This is a genomic window from Allocoleopsis franciscana PCC 7113 (assembly GCF_000317515.1).
Taxonomy (GTDB): Bacteria; Cyanobacteriota; Cyanobacteriia; order Cyanobacteriales; family Coleofasciculaceae; genus Allocoleopsis; species Allocoleopsis franciscana.
Map to the genome: position 1 here is coordinate 1,380,471 of NC_019738.1, position 26,343 is coordinate 1,406,813.

At 46.4% G+C, this 26,343-nt stretch carries 26 protein-coding genes; 18 read left to right on the forward strand and 8 right to left on the reverse strand.

Going from position 1 to position 26,343, the window contains the following annotated elements:
• Nucleotides 1-18: 18 nt before the first annotated feature.
• Nucleotides 19-906 (forward strand): metallophosphoesterase, encoded by an 888-nt coding sequence (locus MIC7113_RS05830; protein WP_015181249.1) that lies wholly within the window; start codon nt 19-21, stop codon nt 904-906.
• 317 nt (nt 907-1,223) lie between these two features.
• Here the strand turns inward: MIC7113_RS05830 and MIC7113_RS05835 are convergent, their stop codons facing one another.
• Both MIC7113_RS05835 and MIC7113_RS05840 read right to left on the reverse strand, forming a co-directional pair.
• The gene (locus tag MIC7113_RS05835; protein WP_155897943.1) at nt 1,224-1,757 is read right to left on the reverse strand and encodes a peptidoglycan-binding domain-containing protein; all 534 of its coding nucleotides are present in this window, start codon (nt 1,755-1,757) and stop codon (nt 1,224-1,226) included.
• Nucleotides 1,758-2,355: 598 nt separating this feature from the next.
• Entirely contained in the window at nt 2,356-2,619 is a 264-nt protein-coding gene (locus MIC7113_RS05840) for a hypothetical protein (RefSeq protein WP_015181251.1), read from the reverse strand.
• 402 nt (nt 2,620-3,021) lie between these two features.
• Between MIC7113_RS05840 and MIC7113_RS05845 the strand changes: the two genes are divergently transcribed.
• From MIC7113_RS05845 to MIC7113_RS05860, 4 genes are all read left to right on the forward strand, one after another.
• Entirely contained in the window at nt 3,022-4,998 is a 1,977-nt protein-coding gene (locus MIC7113_RS05845; protein ID WP_015181252.1) for a S9 family peptidase, read from the forward strand.
• Nucleotides 4,999-5,170: 172 nt separating this feature from the next.
• The gene (locus MIC7113_RS05850; RefSeq protein WP_015181253.1) at nt 5,171-5,776 is read left to right on the forward strand and encodes a rhomboid family intramembrane serine protease; all 606 of its coding nucleotides are present in this window, start codon (nt 5,171-5,173) and stop codon (nt 5,774-5,776) included.
• 35 nt (nt 5,777-5,811) lie between these two features.
• Nucleotides 5,812-6,087 carry a TIGR02450 family Trp-rich protein gene (locus tag MIC7113_RS05855; protein WP_015181254.1) on the forward strand — a complete coding sequence of 92 codons (276 nt, stop codon included), beginning with the start codon at nt 5,812-5,814 and terminating at the stop codon, nt 6,085-6,087.
• Entirely contained in the window at nt 6,084-6,671 is a 588-nt protein-coding gene (locus tag MIC7113_RS05860; protein ID WP_015181255.1) for a Uma2 family endonuclease, read from the forward strand. The genes MIC7113_RS05855 and MIC7113_RS05860 overlap by 4 nt, the downstream gene beginning before the upstream one ends.
• A 34-nt stretch (nt 6,672-6,705) precedes the next feature.
• On the opposite strand, the gene MIC7113_RS05865 is transcribed toward MIC7113_RS05860, so the two are convergent.
• Together MIC7113_RS05865 and MIC7113_RS05870 are read right to left on the reverse strand one after the other, a co-directional pair.
• A complete protein-coding gene (locus tag MIC7113_RS05865) occupies nt 6,706-7,194 on the reverse strand; it encodes a DUF3368 domain-containing protein (RefSeq protein WP_015181256.1) in 489 nt (162 codons plus the stop codon).
• Nucleotides 7,187-7,438: a UPF0175 family protein gene (locus MIC7113_RS05870; RefSeq protein WP_015181257.1), complete on the reverse strand. Its 252-nt coding sequence runs from the start codon at nt 7,436-7,438 to the stop codon at nt 7,187-7,189. The genes MIC7113_RS05865 and MIC7113_RS05870 overlap by 8 nt, the downstream gene beginning before the upstream one ends.
• 389 nt (nt 7,439-7,827) lie before the next feature.
• On the opposite strand from MIC7113_RS05870, the gene MIC7113_RS05875 reads away from it, so the two are divergent.
• Nucleotides 7,828-8,421, forward strand: a complete 594-nt coding sequence (locus MIC7113_RS05875) for a hypothetical protein (RefSeq protein ID WP_015181258.1) — start codon at nt 7,828-7,830, stop codon at nt 8,419-8,421.
• 49 nt (nt 8,422-8,470) lie between these two features.
• Here the strand turns inward: MIC7113_RS05875 and MIC7113_RS05880 are convergent, their stop codons facing one another.
• A complete protein-coding gene (locus tag MIC7113_RS05880; protein ID WP_015181259.1) occupies nt 8,471-10,072 on the reverse strand; it encodes a S8 family serine peptidase in 1,602 nt (533 codons plus the stop codon).
• 239 nt (nt 10,073-10,311) lie between these two features.
• On the opposite strand from MIC7113_RS05880, the gene rpe reads away from it, so the two are divergent.
• The gene (gene rpe / locus MIC7113_RS05885) at nt 10,312-11,019 is read left to right on the forward strand and encodes a ribulose-phosphate 3-epimerase (RefSeq protein ID WP_015181260.1); all 708 of its coding nucleotides are present in this window, start codon (nt 10,312-10,314) and stop codon (nt 11,017-11,019) included.
• A gap of 166 nt (nt 11,020-11,185) precedes the next feature.
• Here the strand turns inward: rpe and MIC7113_RS05890 are convergent, their stop codons facing one another.
• Nucleotides 11,186-11,791, reverse strand: a complete 606-nt coding sequence (locus MIC7113_RS05890; protein ID WP_015181262.1) for a class I SAM-dependent methyltransferase — start codon at nt 11,789-11,791, stop codon at nt 11,186-11,188.
• 244 nt (nt 11,792-12,035) lie between these two features.
• Here MIC7113_RS05890 and MIC7113_RS05895 point away from each other — a divergent pair, with 244 nt between their 5' ends.
• From MIC7113_RS05895 to MIC7113_RS05920, 6 genes are all read left to right on the forward strand, one after another.
• A complete protein-coding gene (locus MIC7113_RS05895) occupies nt 12,036-13,058 on the forward strand; it encodes a GAF domain-containing protein (protein WP_015181263.1) in 1,023 nt (340 codons plus the stop codon).
• Nucleotides 13,059-13,164: 106 nt separating this feature from the next.
• Complete coding sequence (locus MIC7113_RS05900; RefSeq protein ID WP_015181264.1) at nt 13,165-14,250, forward strand: RNA ligase family protein; 1,086 nt, start codon at nt 13,165-13,167, stop codon at nt 14,248-14,250.
• A gap of 307 nt (nt 14,251-14,557) precedes the next feature.
• Nucleotides 14,558-15,904, forward strand: coding sequence for a hypothetical protein (locus tag MIC7113_RS05905; protein ID WP_226883596.1), 1,347 nt, complete (start codon nt 14,558-14,560; stop codon nt 15,902-15,904).
• 83 nt (nt 15,905-15,987) lie between these two features.
• Nucleotides 15,988-17,043: a hypothetical protein gene (locus MIC7113_RS05910; RefSeq protein WP_015181266.1), complete on the forward strand. Its 1,056-nt coding sequence runs from the start codon at nt 15,988-15,990 to the stop codon at nt 17,041-17,043.
• 65 nt (nt 17,044-17,108) lie between these two features.
• Nucleotides 17,109-17,831 carry a tetratricopeptide repeat protein gene (locus MIC7113_RS05915; RefSeq protein WP_015181267.1) on the forward strand — a complete coding sequence of 241 codons (723 nt, stop codon included), beginning with the start codon at nt 17,109-17,111 and terminating at the stop codon, nt 17,829-17,831.
• 194 nt (nt 17,832-18,025) lie between these two features.
• The gene (locus tag MIC7113_RS05920; protein ID WP_015181268.1) at nt 18,026-19,312 is read left to right on the forward strand and encodes a serpin family protein; all 1,287 of its coding nucleotides are present in this window, start codon (nt 18,026-18,028) and stop codon (nt 19,310-19,312) included.
• Nucleotides 19,313-19,483: 171 nt separating this feature from the next.
• Here MIC7113_RS05920 and pgeF read toward each other — a convergent pair whose 3' ends face one another.
• Nucleotides 19,484-20,290 carry a peptidoglycan editing factor PgeF gene (gene pgeF, locus MIC7113_RS05925; protein WP_041780503.1) on the reverse strand — a complete coding sequence of 269 codons (807 nt, stop codon included), beginning with the start codon at nt 20,288-20,290 and terminating at the stop codon, nt 19,484-19,486.
• 130 nt (nt 20,291-20,420) lie between these two features.
• Here pgeF and MIC7113_RS05930 point away from each other — a divergent pair, with 130 nt between their 5' ends.
• Both MIC7113_RS05930 and MIC7113_RS05935 read left to right on the forward strand, forming a co-directional pair.
• On the forward strand, nt 20,421-21,245 hold the full coding sequence (locus tag MIC7113_RS05930) for a biotin--[acetyl-CoA-carboxylase] ligase (protein ID WP_015181270.1): 825 nt from the start codon (nt 20,421-20,423) through the stop codon (nt 21,243-21,245).
• 108 nt (nt 21,246-21,353) lie between these two features.
• Nucleotides 21,354-23,120 carry a M23 family metallopeptidase gene (locus MIC7113_RS05935; RefSeq protein ID WP_015181271.1) on the forward strand — a complete coding sequence of 589 codons (1,767 nt, stop codon included), beginning with the start codon at nt 21,354-21,356 and terminating at the stop codon, nt 23,118-23,120.
• Nucleotides 23,121-23,227: 107 nt separating this feature from the next.
• Here MIC7113_RS05935 and MIC7113_RS05940 read toward each other — a convergent pair whose 3' ends face one another.
• Nucleotides 23,228-23,917, reverse strand: coding sequence for a riboflavin synthase (locus tag MIC7113_RS05940; protein WP_041779918.1), 690 nt, complete (start codon nt 23,915-23,917; stop codon nt 23,228-23,230).
• A 213-nt stretch (nt 23,918-24,130) separates the two neighbouring features.
• Between MIC7113_RS05940 and MIC7113_RS05945 the strand changes: the two genes are divergently transcribed.
• From MIC7113_RS05945 to MIC7113_RS05955, 3 genes are all read left to right on the forward strand, one after another.
• Nucleotides 24,131-24,340 (forward strand): hypothetical protein, encoded by a 210-nt coding sequence (locus tag MIC7113_RS05945; protein WP_015181273.1) that lies wholly within the window; start codon nt 24,131-24,133, stop codon nt 24,338-24,340.
• 11 nt (nt 24,341-24,351) lie between these two features.
• Entirely contained in the window at nt 24,352-24,858 is a 507-nt protein-coding gene (locus tag MIC7113_RS05950) for a bifunctional nuclease family protein (protein WP_015181274.1), read from the forward strand.
• Between the two features lie 252 nt (nt 24,859-25,110).
• Nucleotides 25,111-26,241 carry an aldo/keto reductase gene (locus tag MIC7113_RS05955; protein ID WP_015181275.1) on the forward strand — a complete coding sequence of 377 codons (1,131 nt, stop codon included), beginning with the start codon at nt 25,111-25,113 and terminating at the stop codon, nt 26,239-26,241.
• The last annotated feature ends 102 nt before the right edge of the window (nt 26,242-26,343 follow it).

The following is a 26,343-nucleotide window of genomic DNA, read 5'->3' on the forward strand; positions in this document are numbered from 1 at the left end:
AGTCTGACATCTTGCATCATGAATATATTCTCAGAACCGTTGACCATCGAGCATCTAACTATGGCGATCGCAGGATTGCCAGAACCTCTACAAAATTCAAAACTCGTACACCTAACAGATTTTCACTTCGATGGTCTACTGCTGACTGAACCGTTGCTCAATCAGGTCATTGAAGCGAGTAATCAGGTTAATCCCGATATCATTGTCCTCACGGGTGACTTTGTTACCCATTCTCCCAAACCCATTCATCAACTGGCGCGGTTGCTCAATCGTTTGCAAAGTCGTGCTGGCATCTATGCAGTACTAGGAAATCATGACCTTTATTTTCCCTACTCCAAAGGGGAAATCACCACAGCCCTCACAGATGTGGGCATTCAAGTCTTGTGGAATCAAGTTGTCTATCCTTTAGGAGCAGGATTAGCCCTCGTTGGACTCCCTGACTTTTGGTCGCCTGAATTCAATCCAGCTTTGGTGATGAATCAGTTAGATCCCAGCCTTCCCCGCATTGTCTTGTCTCACAATCCAGATAGTGCAGAGACATTGCAGCAATGGCGTGTGGATTTGCAACTATCCGGTCATACTCACGGCGGGCAGATTGTGATGCCAGGGATGGGTTCTGTGCCCACTTGGATTCATGCCTCACGAGAGAGAATTCCTAAATTCCTATGGCCTTGGATACCCTTTCTCGAAGCCAAGTGGCCTAAAGTTGTAAAACATTGGCAATGGGCGCAGGGTTTGCATCAAGTTGGAACCAACTATCTGTATGTGAATCGGGGTTTGGGGACTTTTCCGCCTGGACGCTGGAATTGTCCGCCAGAACTCACGGTGATTACTCTAGTTGAGGCGGCGACAAAGGCTGAGGCGGGTTTGCACAGACAAGTTTCAGCGGCATCCTCCAAGCGCTGACTCAATTGGGGCTGTGCCCCAAACAAAGCGCAACCGTAACATCGCGCCGACTTTTCGGGTAAATCCAAACAAAAAAAAGAGAGCCACTTGTGGCGACTCTCCCGATCATCAGGGTGCATCTACTAACCTTAGTATTGCATCTGGGGGTGGGGGGTGTCACCCCATAATTTAAAGTTTTGATGAAGTTTCAGCAGGCAAATCGATGTCAGCTAATAGATATTCAAGCGAACTTGTTGGAAGCGATCGCACTTAACCGGTCTCAAGGCTTCAATCATTGATCAGGAGGCTAAAACAACGTCTTGAAATTGGACGGTTTATTAGACTCTTCGCCATTTGCGGAAATCAAACGTCCACCGAGTCTGTTTTGGAGGAGTGGGTAGGGGGGGATTCCCTTGCAGAACAGTCCAAGTCGTAGGGTCTACCAAGCCTGTAGATTTTAACTTATGTCTCTCCTGAAAAGCCATGACGGCCTGCTGGGTAGAAGCCCCAAAGTTGCCATTGCAAGGGACGTTATACCCCTGGATTTGCAACAGTCCTTGTAAGTAACGGACATCAGCTCCTGTGCGACCGATGCTGAGCCGGCGGGTTCCTGGCTTAACGGTTGTTTTTAAAGCCGCCCAAGTTTTTGAACCCACAATGCCGTCAACTCTCAGTTCTTGTTGCCGTTGATAGGCAGCGACGGCCTTTTCTGTTAAACTGCCAAACTCCCCATCGACTCGGAGATTAAACCCATGAGCGCGTAACAGCTCTTGCAATTCAATCACAGCAGGCCCCGAATCCCAGGGATATACCTTTGGACTGATCAGGGTAGCATTGCCAACGGTATTAACCAGTTCTGAATTGGTATGCATGAATGCATCCTCCCTTACAATATGGGTCAGTCCCAGACGCATCTGGGTTTCCGTCATCAGTACGGCGAACGATAAGATTTCAGTTACAGCACGATGCGACAAAATTTCTAGGGTCTCCTGATCGAGCCTAGCCCTAGAGACACTAGTGAGTGGTTTGCTACCAATATCGCCATTTTCTAATCGCGGGTAAAGCCTCTAGATAGAGGTTTTACATGACCTATTCATGGTGATGTTCACAGCAAATAACCCCCAGGGAGCAGATGCTATATTTGCGATGGTTCTCTAGAAGATATAACCAGCTTAGCGGCAGTGCAGTTTTATGCCAATGCGCGCTTGGAATCGGCTAATTTTTTTGATTTACCTTTAAAAACTCTACAACTTCATGGTCTATTGCACAAGTTTTGACGAATACTCAAATCCCAACTCTCTTACTATCCAGTGCCTCTATAATGAATTGACTCTTCACCATAAGTAGATAAAATCCCACTTAAAAATGAGATGTAGCGTGTGCTAAGCGAAGCTGTCAGCCACCGAACAGTAAGGTTCAGTGCATTACTCTGGCGAAGAGAGCATCCTACAGTACATTGGGTTGTCTTACTTAGTAGTCTGCTACCGATAAACATTGGGACTCATCATCGCCATATCCTAAGTACTTTAAGAGTTCCGTGCGATTTTGCCAGAGCTGCACGACCCAATAGAGTACTGTACAACTCAGTATCACTGGCGAGAGCCACTCTAGCCCGTTGAGATGAAATCCTAGTCGAGAGAGTAAGAGCAGCAAAGCATCGTCTAAGAAACTAAGTACAAAGAGGAATAAGTGGCTCAATGAACTAGGAAAGAGTTTATCTAGATTAATATCCATCTGGGGAATATAACTGACTACAACAATAGTTTTGATGTTCTATTTATCGAAAAAATAATTTACTTTTGCTCGTTTATCAAGCCTCTACTTTTATCAATCCAGGTTAGACTTTATTGAGAATACGTAGCTAGTCAGGACATGATTAAAAGAATAGACACAATTAATGAATTTGCCTTTTAACGTGCCTTTCAGGCTACGGTGAAGTAGTTTAAAAGAACACCCTTGTCTACTTTCAGGTTACCAATTTCAAGACTTTGGTATGGACACTCCTGAGGCAGAACCGTAGCCATCCATTAGTTATAAATTTGCAGCGGCTCAATCTCTATCCTCTGAAAACCCAATTCCTGCTAATAATGAATAGGAATCGCCTAAAGGCGTGGGATTGTCAAAAGAGGAATAAGCATGAGCCAATCGCAAATAGCACCCTATGGTTCTTGGAAATCACCCATTACCGCTGACTTGATTGTCACAGGCACAATTGGGTTAGGTGGGATTGCCCTGGATGGAGATGATGTCTATTGGAGCGAGGGGCGACCGGCAGAAGCAGGACGGAATGCGATCGTGCGCCGGACCCCTGATGGTAAAACGGCGGACGTGACACTCTCTCCCTTTAATGTGCGTACCCGTGTACACGAGTATGGTGGCGGTGCTTTCACCGTTAAAGATGGCATCATTTACTTCTCCAACTTTGCCGATCAACGCCTCTACAAGCAGACCCCAGACGGGGAACCCCAACCTCTTTCTCAGGAATCCGGAGGGAATCTACGCTATGCGGATGCAGTGATTGACACCGAACGGGGGCGGATAATTTGTGTGTGCGAAGACCATACAGGTGGAGGTCATGAACCTGTCAACACCTTGGTGAGCATTAACTTAGACAAGGGTGAAGATATTCAAGTGCTCGCGTCTGGGAGTGACTTCTACTCCTCGCCACGCCTTAGGGGCGATCGCACTCAGTTAGCATGGCTGAGTTGGAATCATCCGAATATGCCTTGGGATGGAACTCAACTTTGGGTTGCTCCGATTCAAGCCGATGGTTTATTAGGTGAACCTCAGTTAGTGGCTGGCGGCGTTGATGAGTCCGTCTTTCAACCAGAGTGGTCGCCGGATGGTGTATTGTACTTTGTTTCTGACCGCACGGGTTGGTGGAATCTTTACCGTTGGAACCCCCCCCAATCCCCCCTGGGTAAGGCAGTAGGAGAGATTGAACCGTTATGTGAAATGGAAGCTGAGTTTGGGCTTCCCCAGTGGGTGTTTGGCATGTCTACCTATGCCGTTGAGTCCGCAAATCGCATTATTTGTACTTACACCCAAGAAGGTATTTGGTACTTGGCGAGTCTGGATACACAGACGAAACAGCTAGAAGTGATTGAGACGCCTTACACTGATATTTCATCAATTCATGCAGCCAATGGTCGCGCTGTATTCATGGCCGGTTCAGCAACGGAACCGACTTCGGTAGTTCAAATAGACTTAGCCACGCGACAACTAGAAGTCTTGCGGCGAACAAGTGAGTTAGAGATAGATACAGGATATCTCTCAGTACCCCAAGCGATCGCATTCCCAACCGAAAATAATCTTACCGCTTACGCCTTCTTCTACCCACCCAAAAACAAAGACTACACGGCACCTGCTGGGGAAAAGCCACCACTAATTGTCAAAAGTCACGGGGGGCCAACCGCTTCGACCTCCAGTGCATTTAACTTGAAAATTCAATACTGGACAAGTCGCGGCTTTGCCTTTGTGGATGTTAACTATGGGGGTAGCACAGGATACGGACGAGACTACCATCAGCGCCTGAGAGATAATTGGGGGATCGTGGATGTGGACGATTGCGCCAATGCGGCGAAGTATCTGGCTGAGCAAGGATTAGTGGATGGTGAGCGATTGGCGATCGCGGGTGGCAGTGCAGGAGGCTACACAACCTTAGCTGCTCTTACATTCCGCGATATCTTTAAGGCCGGTGCAAGTTACTACGGCGTCAGTGATTTGGAAGTGTTGGCGAAGGATACCCATAAATTTGAGGCACGCTACCTGGATGGGTTAATTGGCCCTTACCCGGAACGCAAAGATTTGTATGAAAAGCGATCGCCCATTCACTTCACCGCTCAACTTTCTTGTCCGGTAATTTTCTTCCAAGGACTAGAAGATAAAGTCGTACCACCGAACCAGGCAGAAATGATGGTTGAAGCCTTAAAAGCGAAAGGATTGCCCGTAGCTTATGTCGCCTATGAGGGAGAACAGCACGGATTTCGCCGTGCCGAGAATATCAAACGCACCTTGGATGGTGAGTTTTACTTCTACTCCCGTGTCTTCGGTTTTGAACCTGCTGAGATGATTGAACCTGTGGCGATCGAGAATCTAGGAAATAGAGCCTAGAAAACCTAAAAAAATATGATCATTTAGCTGTAGGGTGTGTTGTGCGAAGCCGTAACACACCGACAGAACAGCCTTTATTCCCCTAGTAGAATTGACCAATTGCCCTAGCTGAACTTGCTAATCTGGAAACATCCACACACATCAAAAAACAGGCTATCCCAGAGGCAAAGCTATGAGCAGGGAAGACAGAAAAGCCATCCTCCGCGCCGAAACAGGAGCGATCGCTCGTGAATTGAAAACCCAAGGCAAAATCCTCGGTGGATTCGTTGCCACTATGTGGGTTTTAGAGATTGCGGATTTGGCTTTAGGTGGGGCACTCAACGTTTACGGGATTGCCCCACATAATATTATTGGTCTCCGTGGCATTCTGTTTGCCCCTTTCCTACACGGCGGTTTGGGTCACCTGATTGCCAACACCATCCCCTTTATCGTTCTGGGTTGGTTTGTGATGTTGCAAGAAACCAAGGACTTTTTTGTGGTTAGCGCCATTACCATGCTGATAAGTGGCTTAGGGACTTGGGTGTTTGGTTCACCCAACTCTGTTCACATTGGTGCGAGTGGTCTGATCTTCGGTTACCTGGGTTTTTTGTTAGCGCGGGGCTACTTTGAACGTAACTTCCCCTCAATCTTGCTCTCCATTACCGTCGGTATCCTCTACGGGAGTACCATCTGGGGCGTGTTGCCAACTCAACCCGGAATATCCTGGGAAGGACACTTATTTGGCTTTATCGGTGGTGTGATCGCCGCACGCCTCTTGGCACGGAAGAAACTATCATGAGAAATGTTAATAAATCTTAAGCCCTGGATTCAGGAATGCCGAAAAAGCAGAAATTCCCTTACCTCGTGGGTTCCAAATGGACATCCAGGCAGAAAACCTGGGGCTGGCGACACTTTCAGGTTGTCAACCGCAAGAACCAGGGGGATTTAGTCTTTGCCGAAATGGTTGCATCCTGCGACCCCAATGTCCGTTTTTGGCTCAATGCCAAACAACTGAAAAACCCCTCTTTATGGCAAGCCGGTTGGCAATCTCTGGAAGAAATGAAGGAGGAAGAAGAGGAAGAACTGAACGAGATGGAGGTGATTCAATGACCGTTTCAGCCTCCAAACCTATTACGCTGGATGAGTTTCTAAAACTCCCTGAAACGAAACCAGTTAGGGAATACATTGACGGTGAGATTATTCAGAAGCCGATGCCAAAGGGGAGACACAGTCGCTTGCAAGGCAAACTTTGTGCTGCTGTTAACCAAGTGACTGAGGATGCTAAGATTGCCTACGCTTTCCCTGAACTGCGGTGTAGCTTTGGTAGTCGATCAATTGTCCCTGATGTAGCGGTGTTTCACTGGCATCGCATCCCTTTCCATGCAGATGGAGAGGTACCTGATGATTTTAAACTGCCTCCAGACTGGACAATTGAGATTCTTTCACCCGAACAAAAGCCCAATAAGGTAATTGGTAATATTCTCTACTGTCTACAGCATGGATGCCGATTAGGTTGGTTTGTTGACCCTGATGATCGCAGCATCCTGGTGTTTCTGCCGGGTCAGCAACCTGAACTGATGCAAGGGAGCGTTAGCGAAGCGCTTCCGAAGGAAGCTCGATTATTAGTACTACAGGAGATTGAACTAGAGCTAACCGTAGATCGGATTTTTGGATGGCTCAAGATGGAAGGCTAATGGTAGTAGTGTGAGTTACTAAGATGGCTATAACTCAGGATGATTCTTCGGCAAGTTTCAGAACGGTTGCGCGGGTACCGGGATCGAGGCGAAAGCGAAGTGCATCAAGTTGATCAAGCACTGGTGCAACTGTCTCTATGTATCCAGATTGCTTGGCTTTGAGAATTATACCAAGAGTTCCTGTGAAAATGATGTTTAGCTGACGGGCGTAACGTCTGGCAAGAGCATCATCAAGTAAAACTAGAGAGTCCGGAATTTCTAATGCCAATGTGAGTGCTTCCCGTTCACCTGCACCAAGCTCAGGCACTGATAGCGCGGGTATTGATTCTTGTACAGGACGGATGGTAAGCCATGAAAGTGAGGCTGGATCGGGGAGTGCCACACCTTGAGATTGACCTTGAGCCAACTCATCGGCAACTGCCTGTGGCAGGATGATTTGATTGTACAGTGTGGGGAGTAGACCAAGTAAATTGGTTTGGTAGAGGTACTGGATTGGTGAAGTGTCGGTAATAACTTCAGGCATTCGCTAAATCTTCTGCCAGTTCTGTCTCAGTTAAGCGGAAGGTATCGACGCCGTATTCCGCTAGCTTTGACAAAAATAGAACTCGCGGTATTCCTGCTAGATTAGCGGCTGATCCAGAGGAGAGTCGGCCTAATTCATAAAGTTTGACGGCTGCTGCCAAAAGCACTTCCTCGGTTAGTTTTTCGGGAGTGAGGTTGAGAGCTAGCGCCGTTTCTTCTGGCACAGATAATGTGATTTCGTACATTACAAGATTTGACCTCTAGTTTCTCTAGCATATCCCTTGGACGCGATCGCATTCTGCCACGCTATCCAAAAATGCGATTGGTTTATCTCTAAAACCAAGCAACTCGGTGATTTCTCTAAAGATTTGTAACCAAAACTTGACCCTTGAGCAGAAATCACTCAATCTGCTAAGGTAATCTTGATACACTAAAAACCTAAAAATCTTAGCGCCACTCAAAGCTGTTAGCACCAGCTAGGAGCGGCTAACCCCCAAACTGCGTGACCAGTCTGGAAGCTAGAAGAATGGTAACACTCCTCGATGCCCCCCGACTTCTTATGACAACTTTGGCGGGGTGGCTTGGATTTTCGGTCACGATACCGAATACCTAAAACAGGAGTGAATTTACCTTCATGTCCCAGAACTTAATTACTTCTGGGGTGATTGATCCACGACAATTACCCCTTGACCAAATACGGCAGCAAGTCGCAACCTTCCTCAACATTCCCCTCAACCAAATCGATCGCATAGAGTGCTGGCAGCATCAAATCTGGGTCAAATTGGTGGAATCTCGCGCTAAATTCATCAGTTATCGCAGCTTGCCCCTCTGGATGGAACAGGGACTTTCTGCCATCCAAAAGTGCACCTCCCGCCCTAGTCTCGAACAACTCGGTGAAATCTTACGCACGGAACGGGATTGGTACGAAGAACACGAAATGCCGGAAGCGGTGCAACCTTGGCGAGACGCTTGGGCAAAACGAGCACAACACTTGCGGGAAGAAGACGATCGCCTCCAACCGATTCACGCCCATCAACAAGCGGGACTGGAGTGGTATTCCGCTTGGCAGCGAGTATTGCACAGTTGCCGAGATTGTATCGGACTCAAAGGATTAGCCCCAGAACTTCAACGGCAAAGCAAAGACTTTGCAGACTTACCCGACGTAATGCAAGCGATGCAACACCTGTGGCAACAACGCTGGCAGGAACTCATTGATGCGATCGCGTGAAGCCCATGCCACTTATGCACTCAGGTGAAAAATCCTGGAGTTGACTGGATTAGCGAGGGACTGTCCACCAAGCAAGGGCATAAGATTGGGAGGATTCATTTACCTGTTTGCGATACTGAACGCGGATTTTGTAGCGACCTGCCTTAGGAACTGGGCAGAAAATATGCTGTACACTATCCACCTCACTAATGGAAGAACAGACACTTTTGCTCGTGTCATTCTCATCCACTGGCATGAGATAAAGGTCAAGGTGATTCAATCCGCGATCGCGAAAACTCTCCCCCACATCAAAGGCATTATTGTTATTCTTGTCTTGCAACTCCACCAAACGATTCCACGCCAGCGTCAGAGACACAAAACTTTTTTCCTTCACGGGTTTATCTAACACATAATCCTTAAAGGATGACGCCTCTACTTTGGCATAATCCCAACCGATGGGTTGTACGGCTGCCGTTGACCTCCATTGACCTGGACTAAATTGCTGGTAAGCCCGGAAGGCATTCAGTTGTCCGGTTCCCATCTGGTAATCTAAAGGAATTTTGGGGTCTTTGAAGGCATCAGAGTCTAACCATGTGCGGTTATCTTTGCTTAAAATGGTACGGCTCATTCCCAAGTGCAAGCCATCGCCGTTATCCTGGATTTTCTCAGCCGAGTTGAGTAACACCGCCTTCATCACTTCGTGACGTCGGGAGTCTATAGTCCAATTTTTCTGCTTGGAGTGGAGTTGGCGATCGCCAAATTCTTGCAGCAGCGCGACTGTCGCTGTAATATGAGGAGCTGCAAAACTCGTCCCACTCACCTCCGTCTTTTTCCCGTCCAAATTGTACGCCGCAATCTTGCTACCGGGAGCAATAATACTAATAGAGCGGCGATCGCCAACATTAATCTCGCGTTCAATCAAACGTCTGCCAATCCCAACGGGTGCAGCACTTAAATTCGGAAAGTCCACTTTCGTGAAAACTCCCTGTCGCTTGGTGGAGTAAGCGGTATTCACCCCATTGTAGTTATCCGTCGGGATTGGAATACCCCCATCCCCCTGGTTCCCAGCAATTACAAACAGCGTGTTGTGAATGGTGGATAACCAATCAATACATTGAGTCAAAAGCGCATTCCCATCCAATAAGGCATCCGGTCTGGTGTCTCGTTCCAACGGTTCGCCAAAACTAAAATTAATTGCCCGCACATCTCCCCCATTTTGCAGGGTGACATATTGAGCGGATAAGCACTCTTCCGGTTGTCCTCCTTTGGCAGGTGAACCCACGGCTGTAGAATAAAGCCTTGCTGCGGGTGCGACTCCCGGTAAACTTTTGTCCCGACTGACCATTACCCCTGCCACCATTGCCGCATGAGCATCTACATTGGTATTGGATTTAGCTGGCCCGTCGCGATAAAATGCTCGCTCCAGAGGGGTTGGAGGATTCCAGGAAACGGCTTTGTCAAAACCAAAAACTCCAGGTCTACCAATTTCTACCTGACCAATGGCAATTTTACGACCGATTAAGTTGTAGGGAGGGTTATGTAGCTTACGTGCTTCGATCCCCGCTTCTCCGATTGAAGATATTGATGAAGCGAGTACTGGGGTAACGATGTAGGCGGCACTTAACCCCCCGATGATCCATCCTAATTTGTGAATAATCTGCCAGTGAGCCAAGGATGCTGCTCCTTAAAATTAAATGGGTTTGAGTTCTTGATGTTTTAAAGGGTGGGTCAAAGAAATTTAACTTGTCTGTGTCCCGTGTTTCCTGCCGTTGTAGCTGAGGAATGAGAACGCCCCACGCCAGATTAAATTCTGTGACACGAACGCAAAGGTTCAGATTAAATTGGGGAAAGGTTAAAGATTTTGTTAAGATCGATAAATAAACCTGAGGACACAGGAGAGTATCACCAGTCATGACCCAAACGCAATCCCAAAAACCCATTGTTGTTGCCCCTTCTATCCTATCAGCGGATTTTAGCCGACTGGGAGAAGAAATTAGAGCCGTGGATGCCGCTGGTGCTGACTGGATTCATGTGGATGTGATGGATGGTCGGTTTGTCCCCAACATCACCATTGGTCCTCTGATTGTAGAAGCAATTCGTCCGGTTACCCAAAAGCCTTTGGATGTCCACCTGATGATTGTGGAACCGGAAAAATATGTGGAAGACTTCGCTAAGGCCGGAGCTGATATTATTTCCGTACACTGTGAGCATAATGCCTCTCCCCATCTACACCGCACTCTCTGTCAGATTAAAGAATTAGGTAAGCAAGCCGGTGTAGTGCTAAACCCCTCAACGCCCTTAGACTTGATTGAGTATGTCTTAGAAGTCTGCGACTTGGTGCTGATTATGAGCGTCAATCCTGGCTTTGGCGGTCAGAGCTTCATTCCTGCGGTACTCCCCAAAATCCGCAAACTGCGTCAAATGTGTGATGAGCGTGGACTCGATCCTTGGATTGAAGTCGATGGCGGACTCAAGGGGAACAATACCTGGCAAGTGTTGGAAGCGGGAGCCAATGCAATTGTTGCAGGTTCAGCCGTTTTTAAGGCCAAAGATTATGCAGAAGCCATTGAGGGAGTTCGCAATAGCAAGCGCCCTGAACCGCAGTTAGCGGCGGTTTAAATCGGTTTAATTTGAGAAAACAACTGACGGGAAAATTGGCTTAAGATTTTTCGCTTCATTTCCTGAAAGCTGATCGAAACGAAAAAATTCCCTAACCAGTCAAAGCCTGCCCACCCAACCTTTTGGAGGGTGGGCATTTTTTTTAGCCTTCTTTATTCTTCTCTCGTTAGACTCTTTGCAAGATGCAAAATAAGGCGCGTGGAAGTTGCGACAGAGTACCCTGATAGACGGTTTCTTGAACCGATAGGACGTTGAATTGACCGCCGAAAATGTCCTTAATTTCGTCAGGTGTAAATCGATAAGGCCCCTCTGGACGTGTTTCTAAGTGGCTAAAGCATTTCAAAAACAGGTAACCCTGAGGCTTAATCAAGTTAGCTACAACTTGAATATAATTGGCTCTTTGCTCCGGGGAAAACACATGGAAACAGCCGCGATCGAGTACAAAGTCAAATTCTTGGTTTAGAGTACTGTTGAGGATATCATCCTGTTTCCAAACAATATCTAAATTCTTGTCTTGGGCAACCTGTTGTGCCTTCTGGATAGCTGTGGCAGAAAGATCGGTTGCTGTGACTTGCAAGCCTCGTTGGGCTAATGCCATCGCTTGAGTACCGGGTCCTGTGCCCAAATCTAAGGCTGTACTATTATGAAGGTTCAGTTGGGTTAACGCTTGATCCAGGTCTGGATCGAGATCAGGATTGAACCAAGGCATAGATTCTACATTTTTTTCCTGATACAACTGTTCCCAGTCAGGTAGCTCACGTCGTTGATTCATAGGTTCCTCTAGATTCAATGGTAATCGTTAGAGCTGTCAGTCATATCACTGTAACTTGGGTGCTCTAAAACGCGCTCGGCTGTGTCGGTGCGCTACGCGCGATCGCTTCGCCCCTCCCCTTTGGGCAATCAGCTTTGTCGGTTGCGCCTGTGACGCTAACCGACGACTTTTTTGTCTCTACAGGCCATAGCGCTTAAAGTTGAAAGGAGAAAGCATCCAAAACCAAGAACTCAGTCGTCTTCTTATGACCGAGATAAATGTGAATGATTGCGATCGATCCAAAGAAGAGTTAATTGAAGAATTGGCTTCACTCCAACAAAAAATTGCCGAACTTCAATCTACAAAAATAGCATTCGATACTCTTCATGAATTACTTCTAACCTCAACTACAACGGCGAAAACGGCGACTGGAACGCTGATGATTCGTACCGTTTTACAACAGATTTTAAAAATTGCGATCAGCCTAACTAACGCTGACGAAAGTAGCCTATTTTTACTCGATGCTGAGGGACGAGTGACTGAAAGTATCTTAGCTCGCGGTGCGGTTATCCGAGATATCAAGCAAAGACTTGTTGGTATCGTTTTGGATAAAGGACTTGCAGGCTGGGTGAGTCGCAATCGGAAAGTCGGACTTGTGATGGACACCATGAATGATGAGCGCTGGTTGACGCTCCCCAATGAGCCTTACACCGTTCGTTCTGCACTCAGTATACCGATTTGTCGGGGGAAAGTGCTGATGGCTGTGATCACTCTCATGCATCCTGAACCGGGACATTTTAGCTCACAAACCGCTCAGTTAATGCAGCTATGTGCGGAGCAAATGGCTCTCATTATGGAAAATGCCTTGCTTTATGTTGAGCGTCATGCTTCAGAGGTGCAATCAAGCCAGCCTGTACAGCAGAAAGAATTGGAGTTAAACGCCACCCATGAGCCACTCCCTCCTGAGGAAACACGAGAGTTGCTCGGCATTTACATCATGTTTAATGATGGAAGATTTATGTACACTAATCCGGGCGTAGCCGCAATTTTTGGATATAGCTTTATTGAATTTATTACAGTCGAATCTATATTTGAACTCATACTTTCTAATTATCATGATTTAGTGATGAATCAGATCAATCAGTGCTTTAAATCTCAAAATAAGTATCTTTATTGTAAATTTAAAGGGCAACGAAAAAACGGCGCTTCAATTGATGTGCAGGCTTATGGAACAAAAACCAAATTAAGCGGAAAACAGGTGATTGTGGGGCATCTCACTTTGGCTTAAATCTGGATGGCTTCACTTTTACAGAAATCATCTTCTTGTAGGATAGGCATCCTGTCCGCCCTGCTTATGAGTGGGTTATATCAACTAAAAATTATTATTTATAGATATGGAAAAACAGAATAACTCTGACTGGACGTATGTTAGTTATGAAAAAATATCGGAAAATTTGAATAAATGGAATCTTACAGAATCCGATTATCGAATATTCAAAAAAATAGATTGGGTCGTAACTGAAAAAATTCATGGTGCTAACTTTGGTATAGTCACCGATGGTTTAGAGGTTCGTTTTGCCAAACGGAAGGAATTTTTACAACCAGAGGAGGATTTTTTTGATTATCAATCCTTGAAACCTCAATTAGTTGAGCAAGCTAAGGAAATATTTAAGATTTTGCAGGCAGATTGGGATGACTTATTAAAAGTTTTTGTATACGGTGAATTGTTTGGGGGTGAGTATCCCCATCCAGACATTCCTGCTGTGCCTCATATCCAAGCGGTGCAAACAGGTATTTATTATTCTCCAAAAATAAAATACTGTGCCTTTGATATGGCGGTTGAAATGAAAGGTAATCTGGTAGCACGAGATTACCTAGATTATGACAAAGCATTAAACCTATTCCAGCAAGTTGGTCTAATGGGCACTAAACCGTTATTCATCGGTAGATATGAGGAAGCGCTGGCATATAACCCTGAATTCGATTCTACCATCCCGGCTTTATTGGGCTTGCCAAAATTACCCTTTAAAAATCATGCAGAAGGGATTGTCATTAAACCACTCAAGTCAATTTATGTAGAGACTCATAAGGGGAAAATTAGACCTATTTTGAAGATAAAGATTCCTGATTTTTCAGAGGATAGCCGATTTCATCAGGCAACCAAATGGACTTATCAAAAAGCTACAACTCTTCAAGCTCCAACTCAAGGGTTGAGTATTGAGGAGGAGTTGAGCCAGGAAATGCTGGCACTGGTGACGGAAAGACGATTAATAAATGTTATTTCTAAAATTGGTAGAGTGTCGCGGAGTGATTGGGATAAGAAACAGGAAGTTGCTCAATTATTGATGCAGGATGTTTTAGAAACGTTTAACGAAGAGTGGGAAAGCATTTTCAGCGGTTTATCGGGTGAGAACCAGCAAATTTTGATGGAACAGTTACATCAGAAATCGCAGAAATTGGTTGAGGTTTACTTCAATTAGTAGATGCGATCGCGCTTTTGGCTTTGTGCTGGTGGGATGCGATCGCCAGTAGCGCTACTATGTCAACAAAGCTTGACATAACTAAATGGAGAACTCGTTATTCCCTGCTAGGGGGTTATTACTGAACTCTTCAGTTAGCTCATCCCGAAAATTTGAGCTTACTTTTCGCCGGATGTGGAAAACCTCTCTCCAAACCTCTCTCCTACGAGGAGAGAGGCTTTGATTTTTCCCCCTTCCCTTCAAGGGAAGGGGGTTAGGGGGTTAGGTGTTTCGTGAACTTTTCCACATGACGTGAAAAGTCAGAAAATTGAGTGATTTTACGGAGGAAAAAAGCTGCGAACTAGAGAAAAATTTTAACAAGACCTTTAAGAATAGCTCAAATAAAATGGCTGTTAGTACTGATGATCAGGATCGGGAAGGTATACCCACCGACTCGATAAGGAAGGATGAACAGGATTGTATAGGCGGAATCACGGTATCGTCTCAGCTACAGGAGAACACTAATCAGCAACAATCTGCTGACAAGCAAGGCACTGATGTTGAACCAATATCTCAGCCACAAGAAACTAACGCCAAAGCTACCTATGCCGAGAAAACAAATCGAATCCAAGCCTGGGTTCAATTTATCAAAGCAGTAGCCCCTTTTATCTGGGGAATAGTGATTCTAGTTGTGATTATTCCCCTTGTTGGTCAACTATTTATCGCCAAAGCCTTTTCAACTAAAAGTATTATTGCAGAGACTAAGCACCCTATAGAAGTCGTTGAACAGCGTCAAGTTGACTGGAGCAAAGTTAATGAAGCCATGAAACTGACGCTTGATCATGCCTATAACAGTGCTGAGGATTATGCCTCTCAAGAACTCGATGTCTGGGTTGATGAATTAATGGGTAGAGTTGATAGTAGCTTTTTAGATTGGTATTTCGGCTACTTCAATCAGAAGCAGATTGAGTATAAGAGCCTTTTTGTTCAACTCTCATCAGGTGCGAGTCGTTTACTAAATCCAAATAATCCAACCCCAGCCGAAAAAGTTGCTGAAGTTATTACTGAAGATTTTCAGAAAGAATTTGCTAAACGGGTACTCATACCGCAAACGTCCCAACTCAGACTAGAACGCATAACCCAACAAACTGTTAAGCACTACCTTGATGACTTGAAGGGGAACATCAACAGTATTCCACTACGTTACAACCTACCCCAAGCAGACTGGGAGCGCTATCTCAATGAGATTGCTATCACTATTAATGATACTGAAGGTAAAATCTCGAATCTTTCTTTGAAGGTATTAGCTGGTGGTGGTAGCTATTTAGCGCTAAAGCCTTTAGTTGCGCCACTTGTTGTAAAAGTTGGTAGTAAGGTGGTTACTAAACTGGCTAGTAAGGCTGGTGCAAAAGTTGCTACAAAGACGGGTGCAGTTCTTGCTAGTAAGTTAGGTGCAGCGGTTTTAGATTGTACGGTTGGCGTAGGTATCATTCTTTGGGATGTCTGGGACACTAATCACACAGCTCATGTGGAAAAGCCAATTTTGCGCGATAATCTTGCTGCTTACTTGCAAGAAGTGAAATATTCCCTTCTCAACAACCGTGAGAACGGAATTATGACCGTAATTGACCAAATCCAAAGCAAGATTGTGCCAAATCTTAATAAGTTGATGTAGTCAATGAATTGATGGGGAGATAGCCGACTAACACTCTCCCCATTCCCTTCTCGTTCATCAAATTAGGAACAAGGAAAATAGCAATGTTTCAGCGTCGCTTATTTAAGCTGTTTGTCTGTCTAACTCTTAGTCTTCTCTTAAGCTTAACTGGAATAGTTCCAGCTCTTGGAAAAATTTATCCAGCTTATGCCGTTGATGTACTAAAAACGCCTAGAGGAAATGTAACTGCTTTCGCGAGTCCTAATGAATCAACCGATTGGTATCAAATTGACAAAGTGCTGATAGATGCAGTCAGAAGAGTACATGATAGCACGGAAGAGTTTGCGGCTTATGAATTAGATAATTGGGTCAATGATTTAATGATTAAGGTAGATGATAAATTTCTAAATTGGTACTTCAGCTATTTTAATCAGAAAGCGATGGAATTTGGCGTTCCTTTTGCTTGGCTGGCTTTTAACGTAGACTTTCTGAACTTATTCAAGAAAGAAGACGAAACACATATAAATGCAAATCAAATCTTACAAAAAAGAATGGTTAATGATTTGCAAAATAAATTTACTGAACTCGTATTAAGCCCAGAAGAAGCGCAAACATCTTTATCGAGACTAACAGAAAGGGTTGCCCGTAATTATGCTTTAGGGCTAGGTATGCAGTTAGCTACAATCAAAAACTCCTACAAAATTCCAGATAGAGAGTGGGAAAGATATTTAAATACTCTTGCCAGCCTAGTCTATGACACTGGGGCTAGTAACTATAGTTTGTCACCAGAAAGTATAACAAGTAATCTAGCAACTAAATCAATAATTGTTGCTACAGCAGGCATAGGTGGTAAATTAGCTCTAAATTTTGCTGCTAAAGGGGCTGCCAAAATAGCTGCGAAAGCTGGAGGTGCAATAGCGACTAAGGTGGCTGCTCAACTTATAGATCCCGTTTTAGCTGTAGGAATTTTGATTTGGGATACCTGGGATTACAACAACATGGTGAATGCATCTCGACCCGTACTCCGTCAAAATATTCTGGAACACTTAAATGAAGTAAAGCTATCAATTCTTGATTCACCTGAGAATAGTATCATGGCATCCATTGAGGATGTGGAACGCAAAATAATCACTGCATTGGAATCTAGCCCAAGCTCTTAAATCCAATGTGTAATTTCCCAGAATAGGAATAACAGTACTATTGAACTAAGAAAGAATCTTCAAAAATGTCTAAAGTTGACCAAGTAATGGAAGAGATTATGTCTAAAGCTAAGCAGGTAATTAAATGGATTAATGACTGGGCTAATCTGATTGGGCTTATCATCGCTGTGATTGCGCTGATTTATACTATCCTTCCCTTTTACAATGACTCAGGGAAGGTGTCAAATTTAGATAGCTCAGTTAAAGTTACAAACTTTCAAGAAGTTAACCTCTGTAACGGCTATCTGGTTAACGATCCCTTATCTGAAGTGCTAACGACCACGAGTCTCAGCGACAAAGAAAAAGACTATCTGGAAAGCAAAATCAACTGCTATCGCGATCAAATACAGAAGAACCACAACGATGCAGGAGCATACACGAATATAGGCGAAGCTGAGCGACGATTAGGCAATTTGGCAGCTGCTAGTAAAGCTCATCAAAAAGCCTTGGAGTTAAAACCAGACTTGCCAGAAGCGAAGATAGGACTGGCACTTATAGAGCAAGATATGGGCAACAAGATGGCTGCTAACCAAGCGATTCAAGGAGTCTTAGCTGTACATCCTAACAAGGCGATCGCTCATTTCTACCAAGGTACAATTCTTTATGCTCAAAACCAGTTGAAGGATGCAACCGTAGCGTGGCAAAAGGCGAAAGAATTAGATCCAAATCTATCTAAGCCCGTCAAAACTTGGAAATTACCTAATATAAAGCACGTACTAGGCTGGCAAAAGAACGAGCCAAGTGTTTAGCCTAACTTATAAGAAGAGTATTTCTTACGTCGTTATAATTCATTACCTACCTCTCCTCCTCCGGATTGAGGGAAAAATAAAAGAAACAGGATTAAACTAAGTAAATTAGTTGCCAAAACTGTAACCACTGGAACACCTCTGGCTGAAACAGGTCATCTTAAAAGAGGAAATGCATCAGCAAGTGAGGTAGTGAGATGAATCGACAAAAACTCAACCGAGTGGGTGCTATTGTGGCAGCAGGGATTGTTCTCTCAGGACTAGTGGGAGGGTTGATGGCGCAGAAAATTGACGCCCTTGACTCCCGCCCTAACTCCCAAAAACCTGAGAATTCACGTTTAATGGCACAATCGCCCAATCGACCTGTGGATTCAAAGCTTGTTGATGCGAATACAAAATTTGGTTTCAAGCTGTTCCAAGAGGTTCTCAAACAGGACAGCAACAAGAATGTTTTTGTCTCGCCTACCAGTATCGCGATCGCACTTTCCATGACTTACAATGGGGCGAGTGGCGAAACGCAACAAGGAATGGCGAAAGCGCTGGAACTTCAAGGCATAAGCTTACAAAACATCAATCAGGCGAATGAAACTTTAAAATCCTCCTTAGAAAAAGCTGACCCTGATGTTCAGCTATCCATTGCCAACTCCCTCTGGGCGAAGCAAGGTACCCCCTTCAAGCCTGAATTTATACAAAGAAATCAACAATTTTATAAAGCCAAAGTCACTGAACTCAACTTTACGAGTCCTGACGCCGCTAAAACTATAAATGGTTGGGTTAGAGAAAATACTCGCGGTAAAATCGATCAAATTGTTAACCAAATTCAACCCGAAGATGTTCTCTTTTTAATTAACGCTGTTTATTTCAAAGGGAACTGGACAAAGCAGTTCGATAAGAGTGATACCGCTGAACGCCCATTCTACCTGTCGAATGGTAGCCAGAAGCAACATCCCATGATGTCTCAGTCTGGTAAGTATCGCTACTACGAAAATGACTCTTTTCAGGCGGTAAGTTTGCCTTACGGAAAAGGACGGCTGAGTTTGTATGTTTTCCTACCGAAAAAAGATACCAATTTAGTCGCTTTTCAACAGCAACTCTCTCTCGAAAACTGGCAACAATGGATGAACCAATTCCAAATGCGCTCCGGTTCACTTCAGTTGCCTCGCTTCAAATTTGACTACGATATTCAACTCAACAGCGCCCTAAAAGCCCTAGGGATGGAGTCGGCTTTCAGTACTGGCGCTAATTTTTCTAATATGACTTCAGCTTCAGTTGCCATCGATCAAGTTAAGCACAAAACTTTCGTAGAAGTGAACGAAGAAGGTACAGAAGCTGCTGCGGCAACCTCTGTCGGTGTGATGTTAACCTCAGCCCAAATGCCAACAGAACCCTTCCAAATGGTGGTTGACCGCCCCTTCTTCTGTGCGATTCGGGATAATCAAACAGGAACGCTTTTATTCATGGGTTCCATTCAAGAACCGAAGTAAGCAAAAAAAGAATGATTAATCTGCAACCAAAGCTTTCTTACTCCCCCCTTAAAAAGGGGGGTAGGGGGGATCTAGATGTTGTGCCTCAAAAGAGAACTGGTATTATTTCAATTTGACTTTCTTGAGTGTTCGCAAAGGCTGAAACCAGGCGTAGTTGCATTCTTCACACTTTTAGTTGGGTATCTTACTCACAATCCCCGACCATTGAACTTTCTTGAGCTTATCCCGGCGATAGGAAAAGAAATGTTCTGATTTCTGATAAGTGCAGTAAGGCGCGATCGCAACTTGCTCAGAAGGGATACCCAATTGTTCCAACTGTATCGCATTCACCCGCCGCACATCTAAGCGCACTCGTCCCGGATGCGCGTCTTCGAGTATCGGGGAGTCAGGTAGCTGCTGCAATAAATCCAGAATAGCCTCTGGGGATTCTGCATTATCTTGTGGTATAATACTAATCCCAACTTCAGCCGCGACCGTTTCGGATACCTGATACACCTCACCCGCGATCGCAGGCCCCATGGCAATCCGCAAATTTTCCAACCGGCTACCGGAGTCCATGAGTCGTGCGATCGCATTCGGTACGATTCGAGTTGCCGTACCCCGCCAACCCGCATGTACTGCCGCCACTTGTCCCGTTTTTTCATCCGCAATCAGCACAGGCGTACAATCTGCCGTACACACCCACACCGCCTGCTGAGGCTGTTCTGTGAGGATACCATCAGCCGAGGGTCGTTCCGGCTCCTCTTGAATGTCGTTGTTTACAGCAGTGACGCTTTCAATCTCAGAAGGCGTCAGTACTGTGTTGCCATGCACTTGTTTAACGCGATAAACGTGAGCATCAGGCCGGAGGACGTTCACGATTTCCGACGGCAAGCGGGGTGAAAACGCTGAAGTGAAAAAGCCGTGTTCCCAGTCTTGGAGAAGGCTACAGGTCAGATAAGGCAATTCTTCCCAGGTTTGCCAGTACCAAGTATGCATCACAGTATTTTGAATAATTGTTTCAATCACGCTCGATGACTCTGTAGAGAAGCTGCCCTAAAATCAGGAGTTCTTTAAATCCTGGCTAATCTATGCTAACGTAGGCAACAATTTCCTTCGCCCCGTAATAATGGGATTTAACCAGCAACAGTATAAGATAGCTCTCGAAGAAGTGGGGGAACGGCTATCTGTGGAGGGCAATGTCCCAGGAATAGGGCAACCCCAAGATATGTCCCTCCATCTGTTTGAAACGCTCCCTTCCACCAACCAAACCCTGTGGGACTTACTCAACCAGGGGGCAACCCATGGAACCGTTGTGATTGCTGCTCAACAAACAGCAGGACGGGGTCAGTGGGGGCGTCAATGGGAATCGACGCAGGGTGGACTCTACTTATCGGTGGCCTTAACGCCCCAACTTCAAGCATCCCATAGTGCTCAGCTAACCCTGTCGAGTGCCTGGGGCATTGCGACGGCTCTGAGGAGTTACGATATTCCAGTCGCCCTCAAGTGGCCGAATGATTTATTGCTTTTGGGGCGAAAGTTGGGGGGCATTCTCACCGAAACCCGCGTACATCACGGTCAAATTACCAAAGCCGTCGTTGGTATTGGGATTAACTGGAGCAATAGCGTACCTGAATGGGGTATCACTCTACAATCTTTTTATGAAAAACACCTCGGCGCGAGGGTGACTTCCTTAGAAGTATTAGCCGCCATTGTGATCCAAGGACTCAGATTTGGATACCAAAGTTGGTTAGAGCAAGGAATAGAAAGCTTGCTACCATCTTATCTGGAGTTACTACAGATTCAAGGACGCCAAGTCATTGTTGATGGCAACGTCGGCATAATTACGGGGGTAACCCCCACGGGGGAACTACGTCTTGGCTTAAACTCAGCGACAGCCCCTACAGAGATTTGCCTCCAGCCCGGTACAATCAGTCTTGGTTATCGTTGGTAATTCTTCAAGGGTGAATCACCAGAGCCAATTCGTATTGATCAGCACATTGATTGACTGAAATTCTTTATTCTTCCAGATAAATTAATAGTGATGAGGAGTGAGTCGGAAATGACCAAAAAAACCGCGTCTGGGTCTGGTTACACCCTTTTAAGCTTCTTCTATCGGTCTCCTAGGCTGATGCTGGGGCTGAGTTTATTGAGTGGGTTCAGTATCCTCAGCAGCGGCTTTGTAATCGCGCAGACAGATTCCCTGGTCGATACGGGAACGGCACCCCCCTCGACCTCGGTCAAAGCGGCACCCGCACCGGCACCGGAACCCCCAGCCAGCCGCAAGCCAGTGGTAACTACCATTATCGTGCCAGACACCCCAGCACCCAGAGCCAATCGGGAACATGTAGCCCCAGCTAAACCCCCCGCACCGGTAGCTGCCAAAAAACCAGCTTCTCCATCACGAACATCAGAGACAGCCACCCGGAAACCTTCTCGCCAACGACAAACAGCAGAAACCGCTGCGAAAAAACCCTCTAGCCAACGACAAACAGCAGAAACTGCCGCGAAAAAACCCTCTAGCCAACGACAAACAGCAGAAACCGCCCGGAGGAAGCCTCCTACCCTACAACGCACCGCTGATGCCCTAGGCCCCATTATTGCCGCCCCGAAAAAACCTATCCTGGCGGCTCCAAATCTGTCTATACCCGACAGCGAAACTGTAGCGAAGCCTCCTAAGTTGTATATCAGTCCATCTCAAATCCAAGAGAGCGCACAAACTCCCGATTTGCCGACCAATCGCTATCTTGACCGTACTGAGTACAATATTGGCGCAACTCCCAGAGACGAGAAACCGGCATCTGTCGTGGTGAGGGATCGCTCAACGGGTTGTAGAACGGTGTCGCAAAATGGACGACTGTTGAGTGGAAGTTGTGGGGTTGCCGCGCCTAATCAGCCAATAGCGACGCGACAAACGGCGACGAGAGACGTAACAAATAAACCATCAGCCAACCGAGCGATCGCTAACCGACAAACGGATAACCTCAGACATCTCCTTCAGGAGCCAAGGCTACCTAAAGTAACAACTCAGGCACTCCAACTGGCTAGGCTAACCGCTCATAATGATCAACTTAACGAAGTAACCACTCCAGAACCTCAGTTGCTTGGAGTAAAAAGATTACCAGCGCCAGCCGTTGCATCGACCAAGTCTGTTAACCCTCGTTCAGCGCGATTGAGGGTCAGAGGGATTCGTCACCCCCAGCAGAAGACCTACTCTGCATATTCTCCCCGACCCGTCGATTTATTGCCGGCTTCGTCCTTCTCTTTTCCTGAAGCTTCGACTTCACCAGGAAGCCAGTCTTACTACAATGTGACCCGCCGACCCGCAGGGCGTCCCAATGTCGGCAACGCTAATTTCATGTTCCCTCTAGCGATGCCTAACGCCATTACTTCCTTATTTGGTTGGCGGATTCACCCTATTGCAGGTGATTACCGCTTCCACGCGGGTACGGATATCGGGGCACCCGAAGGCACACCTGTACTCGCGGCGGTTGCGGGTCAGGTGATTACGGCTGACTTCATGGGTGGCTATGGCCTGACGGTGGTCGTGCAGCACCAGGACGGCAATAACTTAAGCCTCTACGGTCACCTTTCAGAAATTTTTGTCCAACCCGGTGAGCAGGTGGAACAAGGAAATGTGATTGGACGGGTTGGCACGACAGGCTATTCGACCGGGCCTCACCTGCACTTTGAATGGCGACATCTGACTCCCAATGGCTGGGTGGCGCTGGATGCAAGACCCAATATTGAATATGCTCTGGGTCAATTTATCAAATCGTTACAAGTCGCGCAGGCTACACCGGAGTCAGTTCCGCAACGAGGCTATTAGAAGTTGAAGGGGTTGAAGGTTGAAGGTTGAAGGTTGTCTTGCCAACTTTGAACTTTCAACTTGCCCTAGCGCAGCGTTATCGACGAGAAGATCGTCACTTTCAACCCTTATAAATACCCATGTTCTGCCAGAAAGGCGGGTGTAATCTCCTCTTGCTGGTTGGTTCCACCTATGCGATGACCTAGCAGCCTATCGACATACTTGCCGAGGATATCACTCTCTAAATTGACCCATCCGCCAATCTGTAGGTGGTTGAGGTTGGTTTGGGCATAGGTATGAGGAATCACCGCTGCTTTGAACCAGCTACCTTCGGGGTCACAATCAGCAATCGTCAGGCTGACGCCATTGACGGCGATGCTTCCCTTGGGGACGAGATAGCGGGCAATTTGACGGTACCACTGATTGCTTAAAGAGGAGGGGGCTGTAAAACACATCTCCCAGGAATTGGGCGTTTGTACCGATTCCTGCAAGCAACCCACTCCGTCAATGTGGCCTGTGACAAAGTGCCCACCTAACTTACTACCCACTCGCATAGATGTTTCTAAATTGACATAGGGAGCTGCATACTGCCTCTGTCCAATGGTTGTGCGATACAACGTTTCATCTGAAGCGGTTGCCACAAAGCCATGAGGTAAAATTTCCTCGACGGTCAGACAAATTCCATCGACGGCAACGCTGTCACCGAGCGCTAAATCCTGTAAGATAACCTCCGAGGCGTCAGTGCGACAGGACACATCGAAGCGATCGCCACCCAGCGATCGAAGGGTTCCAAGGGCTTGAATTAATCCTGTAAACACGGCTTCTGATTGAACTCCTCCTAATGAGTACGTTGCCACGGCTGGACGGAAAGTGAGGGATTTAGGGATTACCGAACTGGAAGGAGATCACCAGAGAGTGAGATAAACTCTTTGAACATTTCCCATTTCCCTCTCCTCGAAGACCCTCCCAAGTCTTCACCCATCCCCCATCCCTTGGAGAGCTAACTCTCCAGCAAACGGTATGTTTTTTTCATGAAGTCCCAAAGCAATCGTCCTGAGACTGGGGCATACTTGGAGAATACCACCTTGTTGATCCCAATTAAATTAGGTTCTCAAGGGCTGATTTTACGGTTGACAGGTCAAGCGATCGGAACAAAACTAGTCGTGTTTGTTCCAATTGTTTGCCGTAGAGTGCTAGTTTATCGCTCTGCTTTGATGCCCGTGATGCTGACCGTGTTATAGAGGCTAAGCCGATGATTGAAATGAGAGTTGCTGCAATTGCAATAGATGCCATTACCAAAAGTCCGATTGTTATGCTCAAGGATTCCTCGGACAGACGAGCCTTGCCCATTTATATCGGACAAGATCAAGCAAAAGCAATTATCAGCGCTTTGGAAAAACAAGCACCCCCCCGGCCTCTCACCCATGACCTGCTCGTCAATATGCTAGAAGGATGGAACATGAAGCTGGAGAAGGTGATCATTCACTCCCTTCAGGACAATACCTTCTATGCCATCCTGTGTATGAGCCAGGGAGAAGCCAAAAAAGACATCGATGCTCGTCCCAGTGATGCGATCGCGATCGCTCTACGAACGGGTAGTCCGATATGGGTGATGGAAGAAGTAGTTGCCGACGCTTCTATTCCAGTTGACCGAGACGCCGACGAAGAAGAACGACGAGCCTTTCGGGAGTTTGTCTCCAACATTCGACCCGAAGATTTTACCCAGCGCCGGGGATTTAAAGCCGGCCCAGATTCCTAGCTTGGCCTTCAAGTGTTCGGTCAGCCAAAGGACTGGGTTGGAAGGTTGGAACGTTGAAGGTTGAAGATTGGAATCTTGAAGGTTGGCAGTTATCACCTTAACCGACTAACCTATAACCTGCAACCCTTGCTAACCGATGAATTAACCTACAACTTGCCAACGTTCAACCCAGTCCCCTTCTTGCTCCGCTTGAATTCGGGGGATTGAAATCAGTAAGCTTATATGCTGATAGCTGGAAGCTGATATCTAAAAATGCATTATCGACGGTTTGGGAAAACAAATCTACTCCTTTCTGTGTTTTCCCTGGGAACCATGCGCTGTTTGTCCTCTGAGTTAGAGGCTCGAAAAACGATACAGCACGCGATCGCTCTGGGGATTAACCACCTGGAAACGGCTAGGGGTTACGGGAAGAGCGAACAGTATCTAGGAAACATTATCAAAACCCAACTTGATGTACCGCGTGAGCAGCTATACATCACAACCAAGGTTCCCCCCACACCGGATGCGGACTTGATGCGTCAGTGGCTAGATGAGTCCTTAGAACGCCTCCAACTCGACTATTTGGATTGTTTGGCGATTCATGGTATCAATACCTGGGAGCATCTCGCTTGGGTGGAGTCCGAAACAGGATGTATGCAGGTGTTGACAGAAGCGGTAGCCCAAGGTCGAGTCAGGCATCTGGGCTTTTCCACTCACGCCCCATTGGAGATTATTTTAGCGACCCTGAACACTGATTTATTTGAATTCGTTAACCTTCATTACTATTACTTCTTCCAGCGCCATGCCGCCGCCATTGAGTTAGCTCACAATAAAAATATGGGCATCTTTATTATCTCCCCATCTGATAAAGGAGGACGCCTGTACACTCCACCGCCCAAGCTGGAACAGTTGTGTCATCCGTTCTCACCCTTAGAGCTGAATTATAGATTTTTATTAGCTGATCGCCGCATTACCACCTTGAGTGTGGGGCCGGCTAACCCCGATGAACTAACGGTACCGCTGAAGGTTGCCAACCAAGATGAGCCTCTCACAGCCATGGAAATTGAAGCTCTTTTACGTCTGGAAACTCAAGCGAAGAATGCCTTGGAAACTGACCATTGTCACCAGTGCTACGCTTGCCTTCCTTGCCCAGAAAACATTCACATTCCAGAAGTTTTACGCTTGCGGAATCTGGCGGTGGCTTACGATATGACTGACTTCAGTCAATATCGCTATCAAATGTTTGAAAACGCCGGTCACTGGTTTGCTGGAGTCAAAGGGAATCATTGTACCGATTGCGGTGACTGCCTGCCCCGTTGCCCCCATGAGTTGGATATCCCTGCGCTGTTGTCGGACACCCATCAACGTCTTAACGGGCCACCTCGGCGTCGGCTTTGGGAATAGTGGGAGATTGGGCAGTCGTTTCTTTGATTACATAACGGATGAGAGCGCGTCCGTGGAACGCTCCTAAGGACACAACAATCTTTGTTATAGTGATGGCAATCG